This is a genomic window from Xanthomonas sp. WCS2018Noco2-27, assembly GCF_031843525.1.
In the GTDB taxonomy this organism is placed as follows: Bacteria; Pseudomonadota; Gammaproteobacteria; order Xanthomonadales; family Xanthomonadaceae; genus Xanthomonas.
The window spans coordinates 101,581-116,457 of record NZ_JAVTIK010000003.1; the positions used below are offsets into that span (position 1 = coordinate 101,581).

Below are 14,877 nucleotides of genomic sequence, written 5' to 3' on the forward strand. Positions count from 1 at the left end.
GTTTCCGCGCTGCGCTCGCCTCTGCAGTGTGCGGTGTTGCGCTCATGCCAGCGTTTGCGGTCGCCGGCGACGGGCGCCTGCTCGCTACCGGCGGCGTGTCGATGATCGAAGGCAGCAGCGGTGGCGGCATCGTGCCGTGGGCTACGTTGTCGGGGTATGGCACGCGCGACGAGCTCGGTACCGTGCTGTTCGCCACGCATGTGGACAGCGGCGATTACCGGCTCGATGTACAAGGCGCGGCGCTGACGGTCGGCAACCGCCTGGAACTGTCGCTTGCGCGCCAGCGCCTGGACCTGGGCACCTTGCAGGATCGCCTGGCGCTGCCGTGGAACGCGCTCGGCCAGGATGTTTTCGGCGCCAAGCTGCGCGTGTACGGTGATCTGGTCTACGGGCGCGCCCCGCAAGTCAGCGTCGGCGTGCAGTACAAGCGTCTGCGCGACGGCACGCTGCCACTGGCCATCGGTGCACGTGACGACCACGGCACCGATGTGTATGTCAGTGCCAGCAGGCTGCTGTTGCAGGGCGCTGGCGGTTATCAATTACTGCTCAACGGCACGCTGCGCGCGACCCGCGCCAATCAGGCCGGTTTGCTCGGCTTCGGTGGCGATCGGCGCAACAGCTATCGACTGGTCGCTGAGGCCAGTGCTGCGGTCGTGCTGTCGCCGTCGTGGGTGGTTGGTGTGGAATATCGCGGCAAACCGGACAATCTGGGTTTTGCGCGCGAACAGGCCTGGGCCGACGGTTTTGTTGCCTGGTTCCCCAGCAAGCATGTCTCGTTGACCGCAGCCTGGGCCGATCTTGGCGACATCGCCACGCTGACCAACCAGCGCGGCCCGTATCTCTCCTTGCAGGTAGCGTTCTGATGAATCGATGGCTGCGGTGGTCCCTGCTATGTGTGTTGAGCCTGAGTGCTTGCGCCACCACGCAGCCGCCTCAAACGCTGTACGACGAACTTGGTGGCCAGGCCGGCATCGAGGCGCTGGTGGAAACCATGTTGTCGCGCATTGCTGACGATCAACGCATCGTCGACAAATTCGCGCGGGTCAACATCGTCATGCTCAACGCGCGCCTGGTGCAGAAGTTCTGCCATGTCGCCGATGGCCCGTGCCCGGATACCGCCAAATCGATGCAACAGGCGCATGCGCATCTGGCCATTCGCGAGGGCGATTTCAACGCCTTGGTCGAAGATCTCAACTGGGCAATGGATCAACAAAAGATCCCGCGCCGCACCCAGAATCGCCTGTTGGCACGGCTGGCCGCCATGCACGGCGAGATCGTCAATCACTGAGCTCCGCTTGTTGAGCTTGCGACTGAATGCTGCGGCAGGCATTGACTTTAAGGAATCTAATTTGGTGCGGCTGGGATGTATGACTCCGGTCGGGCGTGAATCGGATTTTCTACTGAATCGGCAACAAAGCAATAGATGCCTGCCGTCAGTATTGCAGTCAAGACCATCTGGAGGGCGAGCGTTTTGCTGTTGATTCTTTGAAATGCTAGTGCGCAATAAGACATGCAATACAAAGGTAGAAAGAATCGCGTTTCAATTGCGCCGGGGACGATGGCGATGCATGGTGCTATCAAAGTCAGTGCGTATAAGGCTTTGGTGCGTCTGGGCTCCTGGGATGTGGAGAGGATCGCCTTTCCCAGTTGAGTAATTCCGAAGGTGACGATAACTAGAAAAATGAGTGACTTAACATTTTTTTCGGAAGAAGGTTGTCTTGTATAAATCTCGCCATCTCTTGCATCCAGTGCTGATGCTGTGTGGCGCAAATAGATTTCAGCGAACGTGATGGGGTTATCCGTCATCATCGCGAAGATTTTCGTGAAAGATTGATTTTCAGCGAACCCGCCGTTTTTCTCGAGTACTGCGGCGCCGCGATCGTTTGCGTAGAAGGTTGGTATTGCTTGTTGTGTGTCTGAGTCAATGAACGTTTCGTATCTATCGACGACCATGCCCCATGTCAGCTGCCTGGCAAAAAGCGATGCGCCACGGACATCGGTTACCACCAATGGCGATGCGAGTGCATGGTGTTTATAGTTGATCGCCATCTGTGGCAGCGCGCCGATTAGCGAGCCCAGCAGAAAGAAGGTTAGTGCAAGAGCCTTGCGTTGAATATCTTTGGCAAAAAAACATGTAACAACGATGGCTAGGCTGATGAATGAAAATAGGTAGATGGTTCTCACATTATATGTGAAATAGCAGATTATCCCGGTAAGCAGGAGTCCTGCGAACGATTTCGATCTGATTGAGCTGATCGCCAAGTGTAAAGAAAGTGCCATCAAGCCGAGGGATGGCGCATCACTCAGGGGGTAAGAAACAAGGCCTGGAAAAACGACTGCCGTCAGAAGCGATGGGATGATTCGTCTGACTGTCGTTAATTTTCCGCCGAACATCGATCGGTAAAGGTTTGGGATCAGAATAGAGAATGCGTAGCCGTACCCGATGGATTGCCCTGCTTTTAGAAAAAAAAGCCCGGCAGTCTGTGAGTGGTCAAAGACAAGCCTGAAGGGAGTCAATAGAAGTGGATACGCATAACCCCGGATTGTTTGCGGGAAGGTGCCCTCAAGAATGGCTGAGCTTATTGCCCAGTAAGCGCCAGCGTCACCTGTAAAGTCCTTGGCATTGATGACCAGTTGGATTGTGAGGAAGATAGCGACAGCAGCAAGAAATGGAAGCAGCCTTGCATCGTCGTTGAGCGCCGGTGGTGTAAGCACGGGTCTTGTTTCCAGCTTGGTCATTATCTTGTCCGCATCCTTGATGGTCGTGACGTGTGCCGACCCCAATGCATTTTAGTGTCTGTTAGTTGAAGACTTGCCTGTTCTCAATCCAGCGGCCTTACCCGATGCGAGCCGCGCGCCATCAGTCGCAGCGCAACCGAATGCGGCAGCAGGCGCAGTGCGGCATTGACCAGCCGATAGCGCCAGCCTGGCACTGCCAGCACCTGGCCATGCTCCAAGGCGGCGATGCCGTACTCGGCAACTGCGTCGGCCTGCAGCCAGGCCCAGCCGGGGAGGGTGGACATCGCCTCGCGGGTGCCGGTGACATCGTGGAATTCCGACCACGCAAAGCCCGGGCACAGCGCACACACCTTGACCGCGCAATCGGCGTTTTCCAGCGCCAGCGACTCGCTGAAGCGCAGCATGAAGCTCTTGCTGGCCGCATACAGCGTTTGCCCATCGGCGCTTGGCGTGAGTGCGGCAAATGACGCGACGTTGAGAATGCGGCCCTGGCCACTGGCGCGGATCATCGGCAACAGCCGCCAGGTCAGCTCGCACACGGCGCCGATCATCACCTGCAGAAAGCGCGCATGCGTGGCCCAGTCGTTGTGCAGGTAGCGGCCCGGCACGCCGTAGCCGGCGTTGTTGACCAGCGTGCCTACCGTCCAGCCATTGCGCTGGATCTGCGTCACCAGCGCCTCGGCCGCCGCAGGGTCGGCCAGGTCGGCCGGCAGCACCTCTACACGTACCTGCGTGCCCAGTTCGGCGGCCAGCGCCTGTAGTCGGTCCACCCGGCGTGCGGTCAGGATCAACGGCACGCCCCGTTTGGCGTACGCCCGCGCAATCTCGCGGCCGATCCCGCTGGAGGCGCCGGTGACCAGCGCAAAGACAGGTGAAACGGACATGGCAGGTTCCTGTTGGACGAGGGGTGGGACATGTGGCGGACAGAAGTGTGCCGGTTGCCGACAGGGCATGGGCTATTCTGTCGCCTGTCTTCCACTCAGGAACCTGCGCCTGATGCGTCGAAAGATCGTTGCTGGAAATTGGAAGCTGCATGGCAGCCGCGCTTTCGCCACCGAATTGGTGGCCCAGGTCGCTGCGCACATGCCCCTGGAGGGTGTCGATGTCGTCATCCTGCCGCCACTGCCTTACCTCGGCGACCTGATCGAGGATTTCGAGGCACATCACCTGTCCTTTGGAGCCCAGGACGTCAGTAGTAACGAGAAGGGCGCCTACACCGGCGAGGTCTCGGCCACGATGCTGGTGGATGTCGGGGCCGACTACGGCCTGGTCGGTCACTCCGAGCGCCGTCAGTACCACCAGGAGAGTAGCGAGTTGGTGGCGCATAAGTTTGCCGCCGCCATCCACGCCGGCTTGATCCCGGTGCTGTGCGTGGGCGAGTCGCTGGAGCAGCGTGAAGCCGGTCAGACTGAGGCAATCCTACGTGCCCAGCTCGAGCCGGTACTGGCATTGGTCGGCAGCGAGGGCTTTGCCCGCGCGGTGCTGGCCTATGAGCCGATCTGGGCCATTGGGACCGGGCGGACTGCCAGCCCGGAGCAGGCGCAGGCCGTGCACGCCTTCCTGCGTGGCGAAGTCGCGAAGGCGGATGCTAGAATTGCCGACTCTCTGCCCATCCTGTACGGGGGCAGTGTCAAGCCCGACAACGCCAGCGAGCTGTTCGCGCAGCCCGATGTCGATGGTGGGCTTGTCGGAGGCGCCTCCTTGGTGGCCGAAGATTTCCTGGCCATCGCGCGTGCGGCGGCCGCTTGTTAACCCATTAAGTTTTGTCCGGGGACGGATTTCGAAATGCTGATGTTGATCCTCAATGTGGTCTACGTGCTGGTCGCGCTGGCGATGATTGCGCTGATCCTGATGCAGCGTGGTGCGGGTGCGGCAGCCGGTTCCGGCTTCGGTGCCGGCGCCTCGGGCACGGTGTTCGGTTCGCAGGGTGCGTCGAACTTCCTGTCCAAGTCGACCAAGTGGCTGGCGGTGGTGTTTTTCAGCATCAGTCTGTTCATGGCGTGGTATGCCACCCACGGTGCCCGTCCGACCGATCAGAACCTGGGTGTGATGTCGCAGTCCGCCACCCCGGCGCCGGCTGCAGCCGGTGAGTTGACCCAGCCGTTGCCGCAGGCGCCCGCCGCCGGTGCGGTACCGACCGCTCCGTCGCAGCCTGCTCCTGCCGCCGCACCCGCTGCTGCGCCAGTGCAGTCCGCACCTGCGCCGTCGGCGCCAGCGGCCAGCGAAGAAAACGCTTCAGAACCAGCACAAAAACGCTGAAGCCGGTTACAATACGCTGCGCACTGGGATGCCCAGCGGCGCAACGTATGCCCAGGTGGCGGAATTGGTAGACGCACTACCTTGAGGTGGTAGCGACTTAGGTCGTAGGGGTTCGAGTCCCCTCTTGGGCACCATTGTTTGGCTGCAGTTCCTGTGCATTGCGACACGTCGCGCGCAGGGTCTGCCTATACCCCATGCCGGCACGCGGCGCGTGCGGGCAGAGGCAAGAGAGAATCGCTGTGCTGGCCGAATATTTGCCGAGTCTGCTGTTTCTGATCGTCGCCACTGGCATCGGCATCGTGCTGATGCTGATTGGTCGGTTCCTCGCTCCGCGCAGCCCGGACGCGCGCAAGCTTTCGCCGTACGAGTGTGGCTTCGAGGCATTCGAAGACGCGCGCATGAAGTTCGATGTGCGCTACTACCTCATCGCGATCCAGTTCATCGTGTTTGACCTGGAAATTATCTTCATCGTGCCGTGGACGCAGGTGTTCATGGAGATCGGCGCACGTTCGCTGGTCACCATGGGTCTGTTTGTCGGCATGTTGTTCCTCGGCTTTATCTACGTGTGGAAGAAGGGAGCGCTGGAATGGGAGTGATTCAGACCCTGGATCGTCTGATGACCAACCCGATGCCGGAAGGCCGGGTGGAAGACATCCTGCGCCCGGACGGCGAAAACCCGCTGCTCGAGAAGGGCTACGTGACCACCAGCGTCGACGCGCTGTTGAACTGGGCGCGGACCGGCTCGATGTGGCCGATGACCTTCGGTCTGGCCTGCTGTGCGGTCGAAATGATGCACGCTGGCGCCTCGCGTCTGGACCTGGATCGGTACGGCGTGGTGTTTCGCCCGTCGCCGCGCCAGTCCGACGTGATGATCGTCGCCGGTACTTTGGTCAACAAGATGGCCCCGGCGCTGCGCAAGGTCTACGACCAGATGCCGGACCCGAAGTGGGTCATCTCGATGGGCAGCTGCGCCAACGGCGGCGGCTACTATCACTATTCGTATTCGGTGGTGCGCGGTTGCGATCGCATCGTGCCGGTGGACATCTATGTCCCGGGCTGCCCGCCGACCGCCGAGGCGCTGGTCTACGGCATCTTGCAGCTGCAGAAGAAGATCTGGCGTACCCAGACGATCGCGCGCTGATACCCGTCTTCTCCTACCGAGAGCAGCCAAGCCCCCATGGCAGAGCAAGCATCCTCCTTCACTGACCGACTTGCGGCACGTTTCGCCGGTGCCCAGATCGCCGTGGCATTGCCGCGCGGCGAAGTCACGCTGGAAGTCGCCGCGGCCGATTGGCACGCCACCTGTCTGGCGCTGCGCGACGAGCTCGCTTTCGAGCAGCTCAGCGACCTGTGCGGCGTCGACTACCTGGGTTATGGCAGCGACGAGTGGGATACCGCCGACGTGTCCTCGCAGGGCTTCAGTCGTGGCGTCGAAGGCAAGGGCATCGGGCGTTTCGGTTGGGGTGAGTTTCCCAGCCAGGAAGGCTCCACCGGCGCGCACGCGCAGCACATGCCCAAGCAGCGTTTTGCGGTCGTTGCCCAGCTGATTTCCTACCAGCACAACCAGCGTTTGCGCGTGCGTTGCTACGCACCCGACGAGCAGGTGCCGGTGGTGGCGTCGGTGACCGATATCTGGCCGGGCGTGAACTGGTTCGAGCGCGAAGCATTCGACCTGTTTGGCATCGTGTTCGATGGTCACCCGGACCTGCGCCGCATCCTGACCGACTATGGATTCGTCGGCCACCCGTTCCGCAAGGATTTCCCGCTGATCGGTAACGTCGAAGTGCGTTACGACGAAGAGCGCAAGCGCGTCGTGTACGAACCGGTTACCTCGGTCGAGCCGCGCGTTGGTGTGCCGCGCGTGATTCGCGACGATGCCCGTTATGAGACTGCCGCCGGTGAAGTGGGCAAGTCGGAGACCGCCAAGTGAGTGAGTTCCGCCAGGCAACCGATGCCTTCGCGAGCAATCCTGTCGAAAGCAAGCAGGAAATCCGCAATTACACGATGAACTTCGGCCCGCAGCATCCTGCGGCGCACGGCGTGCTGCGTCTGATCCTGGAAATGGACGGCGAGACCGTGGTGCGTGCCGATCCGCATATCGGCCTGCTGCACCGTGGCACCGAGAAGCTGGCCGAGTCCAAGCCGTTCAACCAGTCGGTTCCGTACATGGATCGCCTGGATTACGTGTCGATGATGTGCAACGAGCACGCCTACGTGCGCGCGATCGAGTCCCTGATGGGCATCGAAGCGCCGGAGCGTGCGCAGTACATCCGCACCATGTTCGACGAGATCACCCGTATCAAGAACCACCTGATGTGGGTCGGTTCCAACGCACTCGATCTGGGTGCGATGGCGGTGATGTTGTACGCGTTCCGCGAGCGCGAAGAATTGATGGACGTGTACGAGGCGGTCAGCGGCGCGCGCATGCACGCGGCCTACTACCGCCCGGGTGGCGTGTACCGCGATCTGCCCGATTTCATGCCCAAGTACAAGGAATCGCGCTGGCACAAGGGTGGGGCGCTGAAGAAGCGCAACGCTGCTCGCGAAGGCACGATGCTGGATTTCCTCGAGGATTTCACCGATACCTTCCCGTCGCGCGTGGACGAATACGAAACGCTGCTGACCGATAACCGCATCTGGAAGCAGCGTACTGTCGACGTCGGCATCATCAGCCCGGATCTGGCGCGTGCCTGGGGCATGACCGGTCCGATGCTGCGTGGTTCGGGGATCGAGTGGGATCTGCGCAAGAAGCAGCCGTATGCCAAGTACGACGCGGTGGATTTCGATATCCCGGTCGGCACCAACGGCGACTGCTACGACCGCTATCTGGTCCGCGTGGCCGAGATGCGCGAATCCAACCGCATCATCAAGCAATGCGTGAAGTGGCTGAAGGCCAATCCTGGCCCGGTCATGGTCACCAATTTCAAGGTCGCTCCGCCAAGCCGCGAAGGCATGAAAGACGACATGGAAGCGCTGATCCATCATTTCAAGCTGTTCAGTGAAGGCTACTGCGTGCCGGCCGGCGAGACCTATTGCGCGGTCGAAGCGCCCAAGGGCGAGTTCGGTTGCTACCTGATGTCCGATGGCGCCAACAAGCCGTTCCGCCTGCATCTGCGCGCGCCCGGCTTTGCGCATCTGTCGTCGATGGATGCGGTGGTGCGTGGTTATTTGCTGGCCGACGTCGTGGCGATGATCGGTACTTACGATTTGGTTTTCGGTGAGGTTGACCGATGAAGGCGACGGGTAATTTCGAAGCGGCGCGCGACGTCGATCCGCAGGTGGTGCTGAGCGATAAAACGCGTGCGCACATCGATCATTGGCTGGCCAAGTTTCCGCCCGATCGCAAGCGTTCGGCGGTGCTGCAGGGCTTGCACGCGGCGCAGGAGCAGAACCAGGGCTGGCTGACCGACGAGTTGATCGTTGGCGTGGCCAAGTATCTGGAACTGCCGCCGGTGTGGGCGTATGAGGTGGCCAGCTTCTACTCGATGTTCGAGACCGAGAAGGTCGGCCGCCACAACGTGGCGTTCTGCACCAACATCAGCTGCTGGCTCAACGGCGCCGAAGATCTGCTGGCGCATGCCGAGAAGAAACTGGGTTGCAAGCTGGGGCAGTCGACGGCCGATGGCCGCGTCTACCTCAAGCGCGAAGAAGAGTGCCTGGCGGCCTGCTCTGCAGCGCCGATGATGGTCATCAACGGCCATTACCATGAGCACCTGACGAAAGAGAAGGTCGACGCGCTGCTGGACGGGCTGGAATAAGACATGGCACATCATCACGCACCTACAGGTCCGGTCGGTCCGGCGCCGTTGCCGCATCAGGTCGTTTACACGACCCTGCATTACGACACTCCGTGGTCGTACGAGAGCTACCTCAAGACCGGTGGCTACGCCGCGTTGCGCAAGATCCTGGAAGAAAAGATCGCGCCGGCCGACGTCATCGAAATGGTCAAGGCGTCCAATCTGCGTGGCCGCGGCGGCGCCGGTTTTCCGACCGGTCTGAAGTGGTCGTTCATGCCCAAGGGCACGATGCAGAAGTACATCCTGTGCAACTCGGACGAATCCGAGCCGGGGACCTGCAAAGACCGCGACATCCTGCGGTACAACCCGCATTCGGTGGTGGAGGGCATGGCGATCGCCTGCTACGCCACCGGCTCGACGGTGGGCTACAACTACCTGCGTGGCGAGTTTCACCACGAGCCGTTCGAAAACTTCGAACTGGCGCTGGCCGATGCGTATGCGAACGGCTGGCTGGGCAAGAACATTCTTGGCAGCGGCGTGGATATCGATATCTACGGTGCGCTGGGTGCTGGCGCGTACATCTGCGGCGAAGAGACCGCACTGATGGAATCGCTGGAAGGCAAGAAGGGCCAGCCGCGTTACAAGCCGCCGTTCCCGGCGAACTTCGGCCTGTACGGCAAGCCGACCACCATCAACAACACCGAGACCTATGCGTCGGTGCCGGCGATCATTCGCAACGGCCCGGAGTGGTTCCTCGGGTTGAGCAAGACCAAGAACGGCGGCCCGAAGATTTTCTCGGTGTCCGGCTGCGTGCAGAAGGGCGGCAATTTTGAAGTGCCGCTCGGCACCACCTTCGACGAACTGCTGGAAATGGCCGGTGGCTTGCGTCCGGGCCGCACCCTCAAGGGTGTGGTGCCTGGCGGCGTGTCGATGCCGGTGCTGAAGGCCGATCAGGTTGCCGGTCTGCAGATGGATTACGACACCTTGCGTGCGCTGGGTACCGGTCTGGGATCGGGCGCCATCGTAGTGCTGGACGACAGCGTGTGCTGCGTGCGTTTTGCCTGCCGCATCTCGCAGTTCTTCCACAAGGAATCGTGTGGCCAGTGCACCCCGTGCCGCGAAGGCACCGGCTGGATGCACCGCGTGCTGGAGCGCATAGTCGCCGGCAAGGCCACGATGGAAGACCTGCACCAGCTGCGTACCGTGGCCGGTCAGATCGAAGGGCACACCATCTGCGCGTTCGGTGAAGCGGCAGCGTGGCCGATTCAAGGCTTCCTGCGCCAGTTCTGGGACGAGTTCGAGTACTACATCGTCAACGGTCGTTCGATCGTCGACACGCACGTCGGAGTGGCCGCATGAGCGCCCAACCAGTGAACCCGAACGTGCCGCCGGATCATGTCACCGTCGAAATCGACGGGCAGAGTCTGGTCGTGCCGAAGGGCTCGATGATCATCCAGGCCGCCGACAAAGCCGGCATTCCGATCCCGCGCTTCTGCTATCACGAGAAGCTGCCGATCGCCGCCAACTGCCGCATGTGTCTGGTGGATGTCGAAAAGTCGCCCAAGCCGTCGCCTGCCTGCGCCACGCCGGTGATGGATGGCATGAAGATCGCCACGCGTAGCGAAAAGGCGCTGAAGTACCAGCGCAGCGTGATGGAATTTTTGCTGATCAACCACCCGCTGGACTGCCCGATCTGCGATCAGGGCGGCGAGTGCGAGTTGCAGGACGTCTCGCTCGGCTACGGCCGGTCGGTGAGCCGCTTCGACGAGCGCAAGCGCGTGGTGCCGGACGAGGATATCGGTCCGCTGGTCGCCACCGAAATGACTCGTTGCATCCAGTGCACCCGCTGCGTGCGCTTCACTGCAGACATCGCCGGCACCTACGAGCTGGGTGGCATGTACCGCGGTGAAAACCTGCAGATCGGCACCTACGACGGCAAGCCGCTGACCACCGAAATTTCCGGCAACGTCATCGACGTCTGCCCGGTGGGCGCGCTGACCAACAAGGTGTTCCAGTTCCGTGCACGTCCGTGGGAATTGATGGCGCGCGAATCGCTGGGTTACCACGATGCGATGGGCTCGAACCTGTTCCTGCATGTGCGTCGTGGCGAAGTGCTGCGCACCGTGCCGCGCGAGAACGAAGCAGTCAACGAATGCTGGCTGTCCGATCGCGACCGTTACTCGCATCAGGGTCTGTACGCCGAAGACCGCGCGGGCAAGCCGCTGAAGAAGGTCAACGGCGAGTGGACCGAAGTGAGCTGGACCGAAGGTCTGGCCGCTGCGACCCAGATCCTGCGTGACAATGCCGGCGATCAGCTTGGCGTGCTGGTGCATCCGTCCACCTCGAACGAGGAAGGTGCGCTGCTGGCACGTCTGGCCGAAGGCCTCGGCAGCGGCAATCTGGATCACCGTCTGCTCAATCGGGATTTCTCCGACGCTGCGGTTGCCGAAGCCTTTGCAACGCCGCTGGCCGAGATCGAGCAGGCCGATGTGGTGGTGCTGTTCGGCACCAACGTGCGTCACGAGCTGCCGTTGCTGCATGCACGTCTGCGCAAGGCGCACATCCAGAACCGCACGCAAATCCATTCGGTCAACCCGGTCGATTTCGATTTCGCATTCACGCAGGCGAGCCGCGCCGTGGTCGCGCCGTCGCAGCTGGCAAGCGCACTTGACGACGCCGCGCTACGCGATGCGGTCAAGGGCGCAACGCGCGCCGTGATCGTGGTTGGTGCACTGGCTGAAAATCATCCGCAGGCTGCGGTACTGCGTGCTGCTGCACGCGACTTTGCTGCCGCAACGGGCGCTTCGCTGTGCCGTATCCCGCAGGGCGCGAACGCCGTGGGTCTGGTGTCGCAAGGTGTGTTGCCCACCACGCGTGATGTGGCCGGCATGCTGGCGCAGCCGCGTCAGGCGTACGTGCTGTACGGCATCGAGCCGGGCCTGGATTTTGCCGACGCCGCTGCTGCACGCAGCGCGCTGGCCGGTGCCAAGGTCGTTGCCTTCAGTCAGTTCGCCTGCGCTTCAACGCGCGATGTGGCTGACGTGATTCTGCCGATCGGTGCATTGCCGGAAATCGATGCCTCGTTGACCAATCTCGACGGTCGCGTGCAGACGGCACGTGCCGCAGGCCGCTTGCCGGTCGAAGCACGCGAAGGCTGGCGTGTGCTGCGTGCGCTGGGTGGCGAGCTGGGTCTGGCCGGTTTCGAGTTCATCGATCTGGTCGGCCTGCGTGCCGAGATGCAGAACCGCAGCGTGCGTCCGGTGGCCTCGGCACAGCCGCAGGTGGCAAGCGACGGGCTGGAGGTCGCTGCGACCGCTGCGATCTACCGCACCGATGCGGTGGTACGTCGCGCCGCTGCGCTGCAGTCGCATCCGCTCAATATCGCGCCGTGCGTGGCGATGCACCCCGAACAGGCTGCGCAGCTGCAGATCGCCGATGGCCAGATGGTCAAGGTTGGCACCGACGCGGGTAAGGCGACGTTGCCGGTGGTGCTGGACAAGCGTGTTGCACCGGGCACGGTGTGGATCGAATCCGGCCATGGCGCAACCGCGCCGCTTGGTGCCGGTCGCGTAACGGTGGTGGCTGCATGAACGAATTGCTGTTGAACGTGGTCGACCCTTTGCACCAGTGGTTTCTTGGGCTGGGCGATGGCGGCATCCTGCTGTGGACCGTGTTGAAGATCCTGTTGATCGCCGTGCCGGTAATCGTCTCGGTGGCCTTTTACGTGGTCTGGGAGCGCAAGCTGATCGGTTGGATGCACGTGCGTCACGGGCCCATGTACGTGGGCATGGGCATCTTCCAGGCCTTCGCCGACGTGTTCAAACTCCTGTTCAAGGAGATCCTGCAGCCCAGCAGCTCGCACAAGGCGATGTTCATCATTGCGCCGCTGTTGACGCTGGCGCCTGCATTCGCGGCGTGGTCGGTGGTGCCGTTCGATGCGCAGCTGGTGCTGTCCAACGCCAATGTCGGTTTGCTGTATTTGCTGGCGATGACCTCGCTGGGCGTGTACGGCATCATCCTCGCGGGCTGGGCATCCAACTCCAAATACGCGTTCCTGGGCGCGATGCGCTCGGCCGCGCAGGTGGTCAGCTACGAAATTGCGATGGGGTTTGCGCTGGTCGGCGTCATGATCGCCTCGGGCAGCGTCAACCTGAGCCAGATCGTGTTGGCGCAGGGTGGTAACTCGGGTTTCTTCGACTGGTTCCTGATTCCGCTGTTCCCGTTGTTCATCGTGTACTGGGTCTCCGGTGTTGCCGAAACCAACCGCGCGCCGTTCGACGTGGTGGAAGGCGAATCGGAAATCGTCGCCGGCCACATGGTGGAATACTCGGGCGGTGCGTTCGCGCTGTTCTTCCTGGCCGAATACGCCAACATGATCCTGGTCAGCTTTCTGATCTCGATCTTCTTCCTCGGTGGCTGGCTGAGCCCGATCCAGGGCTGGGTCACCGCAGATATCTCGCCGTGGATCGACTGGGTGTGGAAGGGCGGTTGGCCGTGGCTGCTGATGAAGGTGTTCTTCTTCGCCAGCGCTTACATCTGGTTCCGTGCCAGCTTCCCGCGCTACCGCTACGACCAGATCATGCGTCTGGGTTGGAAGGTGTTCATTCCGCTCACGATCGTGTGGATCGCAGTGACGGCGTTGATGGTGTTTTACGGCGTGATCCAGAAGGGCGTGTAACCGATGAACAAGATCACCCATTACTTCAAGAGCCTGCTGCTGCTCGAACTGCTCGCAGGCTTGTGGCTGACGTTTAAGTACACGTTCAAGCCCAAGTACACCGTGCTGTATCCGATGGAGAAGTTTCCGCAGTCGCCGCGTTTCCGTGGCCTGCATGCGCTGCGTCGCTATCCCAATGGCGAAGAACGTTGCATTGCCTGCAAGCTGTGCGAAGCGGTGTGCCCGGCGCTGGCGATCACCATCGACTCGGCCAAGCGCGAGGACGGCTCGCGCCGTACCACGCGTTACGACATCGACTTGTTCAAGTGCATCTTCTGCGGCTTCTGCGAAGAAAGCTGCCCGGTGGACTCGATCGTCGAGACGCACATCCTCGAGTACCACTTCGAGAAGCGTGGCGAGAATATTGTCAACAAGCCGCAGTTGCTGGCGATCGGAGACCGGCTAGAAGCCGAGATCGCCGAGCGTCGCGCTGCCGATGCCGCCTTCCGTTGAGGTCATGATGGACTGGGTCTCTATTGCTTTTTACGCCTTCTCCGCAGTCGCGGTGGTGTCCGCCGGTGCGGTGATCAGCGTGCGTAACCCGGTGTATGCCGTGTTGTGCCTGATCCTCACCTTCTTCTCGATGGCGTGTATCTGGTTGCTGGTCGGTGCCGAGTTCCTCGGCGTCACGCTGGTGCTGGTCTACGTCGGCGCAGTGATGGTGCTGTTCCTGTTCGTGGTGATGATGCTGGACATCGACACCAGTCGGCTGCGCGAGGGTTGGGTCAAATACATGCCGCTGGGCGTGATCGTTGCGGTGGCGATGCTGGCGCAGATGGTCACCTTGATCGGGGTCAAGGCGCGCACTGCCACGCCGTTCCCGGCCGACAACGCCGCAGCGCAAGCCGCCGACAGTTCTAACCTGACCTGGCTGGCCAAGAGCCTGTACACCGAGTTCCTGCTGCCGTTCGAATTTGCCGCCGTGATTCTGACTGTGGCCGTGGTGGCCGCAGTGATGCTGACCTTGCGTAAGCGCACCGGCATCAAGCTCCAGAACGCCAGCGAGCAATCCCGCGTGAAGGCGGGCGACCGTCTGCGCATCGTCAAGATGGCAGTCGAAAAGCCAGCACAGGTTGCGCCGCGCGTCGATGCGGCCGACGGACAGGAGGCGAAGTCTTGATTACCTTGGGCCACCTGCTTGGACTGGGCGCGGTGCTGTTCTGCATCTCCCTGGCCGGCATCTTCCTCAACCGCAAGAACGTCATCGTGTTGCTGATGTCGATCGAGTTGATGCTGCTGTCGGTCAACGTCAACTTCATTGCGTTTTCGCGCGAGCTGGGCGACCCCGCCGGTCAGTTGTTCGTGTTCTTCATCCTGACCGTTGCCGCCGCGGAGGCCGCTATCGGCCTTGCGATCCTGGTGACTCTGTTCCGCACGCGCCGCACGATCAATGTGGCCGAAGTCGATACGTTGAAGGGCTGACCT

The 14,877-nt window shown here is 61.6% G+C and carries 17 protein-coding genes and 1 tRNA gene; 16 read left to right on the forward strand and 2 right to left on the reverse strand.

The features are described 5' to 3' along the window. The first annotated feature begins 44 nt into the window (after positions 1-44). Together RQH86_RS07955 and RQH86_RS07960 are read left to right on the forward strand one after the other, a co-directional pair. Positions 45-863, forward strand: coding sequence for a DUF3034 family protein (locus RQH86_RS07955; protein ID WP_311238413.1), 819 nt, complete (start codon positions 45-47; stop codon positions 861-863). Next, entirely contained in the window at positions 863-1,288 is a 426-nt protein-coding gene (locus RQH86_RS07960) for a group 1 truncated hemoglobin (RefSeq protein ID WP_115513335.1), read from the forward strand. The genes RQH86_RS07955 and RQH86_RS07960 overlap by 1 nt, the downstream gene beginning before the upstream one ends. A gap of 56 nt (positions 1,289-1,344) precedes the next feature. Here the strand turns inward: RQH86_RS07960 and RQH86_RS07965 are convergent, their stop codons facing one another. Both RQH86_RS07965 and RQH86_RS07970 read right to left on the reverse strand, forming a co-directional pair. Further along, positions 1,345-2,739 carry a hypothetical protein gene (locus tag RQH86_RS07965; protein ID WP_311238353.1) on the reverse strand — a complete coding sequence of 465 codons (1,395 nt, stop codon included), beginning with the start codon at positions 2,737-2,739 and terminating at the stop codon, positions 1,345-1,347. A gap of 83 nt (positions 2,740-2,822) precedes the next feature. After that, the gene (locus tag RQH86_RS07970; protein WP_311238354.1) at positions 2,823-3,623 is read right to left on the reverse strand and encodes an SDR family NAD(P)-dependent oxidoreductase; all 801 of its coding nucleotides are present in this window, start codon (positions 3,621-3,623) and stop codon (positions 2,823-2,825) included. 112 nt (positions 3,624-3,735) lie between these two features. Here RQH86_RS07970 and tpiA point away from each other — a divergent pair, with 112 nt between their 5' ends. The 14 genes from tpiA (at position 3,736) to nuoK (ending at position 14,874) form a co-directional block, all read left to right on the forward strand. Continuing rightward, the gene (tpiA, locus tag RQH86_RS07975; RefSeq protein WP_055850072.1) at positions 3,736-4,491 is read left to right on the forward strand and encodes a triose-phosphate isomerase; all 756 of its coding nucleotides are present in this window, start codon (positions 3,736-3,738) and stop codon (positions 4,489-4,491) included. A 33-nt stretch (positions 4,492-4,524) separates the two neighbouring features. Next, positions 4,525-4,998: a preprotein translocase subunit SecG gene (gene secG, locus RQH86_RS07980; RefSeq protein ID WP_055850073.1), complete on the forward strand. Its 474-nt coding sequence runs from the start codon at positions 4,525-4,527 to the stop codon at positions 4,996-4,998. A 49-nt stretch (positions 4,999-5,047) separates the two neighbouring features. Then, a tRNA-Leu gene (locus tag RQH86_RS07985) sits at positions 5,048-5,132 on the forward strand. Between the two features lie 105 nt (positions 5,133-5,237). Then, on the forward strand, positions 5,238-5,594 hold the full coding sequence (locus RQH86_RS07990) for an NADH-quinone oxidoreductase subunit A (protein ID WP_005991364.1): 357 nt from the start codon (positions 5,238-5,240) through the stop codon (positions 5,592-5,594). Continuing rightward, entirely contained in the window at positions 5,585-6,139 is a 555-nt protein-coding gene (locus tag RQH86_RS07995) for an NADH-quinone oxidoreductase subunit B (protein WP_039420570.1), read from the forward strand. The genes RQH86_RS07990 and RQH86_RS07995 overlap by 10 nt, the downstream gene beginning before the upstream one ends. Before the next feature lie 36 nt (positions 6,140-6,175). Further along, the gene (locus tag RQH86_RS08000) at positions 6,176-6,928 is read left to right on the forward strand and encodes an NADH-quinone oxidoreductase subunit C (RefSeq protein WP_115528405.1); all 753 of its coding nucleotides are present in this window, start codon (positions 6,176-6,178) and stop codon (positions 6,926-6,928) included. Continuing rightward, positions 6,925-8,232 carry an NADH-quinone oxidoreductase subunit D gene (locus RQH86_RS08005; protein WP_115513331.1) on the forward strand — a complete coding sequence of 436 codons (1,308 nt, stop codon included), beginning with the start codon at positions 6,925-6,927 and terminating at the stop codon, positions 8,230-8,232. The genes RQH86_RS08000 and RQH86_RS08005 overlap by 4 nt, the downstream gene beginning before the upstream one ends. Then, positions 8,229-8,756 carry an NADH-quinone oxidoreductase subunit NuoE gene (nuoE, locus tag RQH86_RS08010; RefSeq protein WP_005991372.1) on the forward strand — a complete coding sequence of 176 codons (528 nt, stop codon included), beginning with the start codon at positions 8,229-8,231 and terminating at the stop codon, positions 8,754-8,756. The genes RQH86_RS08005 and nuoE overlap by 4 nt, the downstream gene beginning before the upstream one ends. A gap of 3 nt (positions 8,757-8,759) precedes the next feature. Beyond that, positions 8,760-10,094, forward strand: coding sequence for an NADH-quinone oxidoreductase subunit NuoF (gene nuoF, locus RQH86_RS08015; RefSeq protein WP_055850080.1), 1,335 nt, complete (start codon positions 8,760-8,762; stop codon positions 10,092-10,094). Then, the gene (nuoG, locus tag RQH86_RS08020; RefSeq protein WP_311238355.1) at positions 10,091-12,325 is read left to right on the forward strand and encodes an NADH-quinone oxidoreductase subunit NuoG; all 2,235 of its coding nucleotides are present in this window, start codon (positions 10,091-10,093) and stop codon (positions 12,323-12,325) included. The genes nuoF and nuoG overlap by 4 nt, the downstream gene beginning before the upstream one ends. Further along, positions 12,322-13,413: an NADH-quinone oxidoreductase subunit NuoH gene (gene nuoH, locus RQH86_RS08025; RefSeq protein ID WP_055850084.1), complete on the forward strand. Its 1,092-nt coding sequence runs from the start codon at positions 12,322-12,324 to the stop codon at positions 13,411-13,413. Before nuoG ends, nuoH begins: the two co-directional genes overlap by 4 nt. A 3-nt stretch (positions 13,414-13,416) precedes the next feature. Next, positions 13,417-13,905 (forward strand): NADH-quinone oxidoreductase subunit NuoI, encoded by a 489-nt coding sequence (nuoI, locus tag RQH86_RS08030; RefSeq protein ID WP_055850086.1) that lies wholly within the window; start codon positions 13,417-13,419, stop codon positions 13,903-13,905. 4 nt (positions 13,906-13,909) lie between these two features. Continuing rightward, the gene (locus tag RQH86_RS08035; protein WP_193552493.1) at positions 13,910-14,572 is read left to right on the forward strand and encodes an NADH-quinone oxidoreductase subunit J; all 663 of its coding nucleotides are present in this window, start codon (positions 13,910-13,912) and stop codon (positions 14,570-14,572) included. Further along, on the forward strand, positions 14,569-14,874 hold the full coding sequence (nuoK, locus tag RQH86_RS08040) for an NADH-quinone oxidoreductase subunit NuoK (RefSeq protein WP_006450557.1): 306 nt from the start codon (positions 14,569-14,571) through the stop codon (positions 14,872-14,874). Before RQH86_RS08035 ends, nuoK begins: the two co-directional genes overlap by 4 nt. The last annotated feature ends 3 nt before the right edge of the window (positions 14,875-14,877 follow it).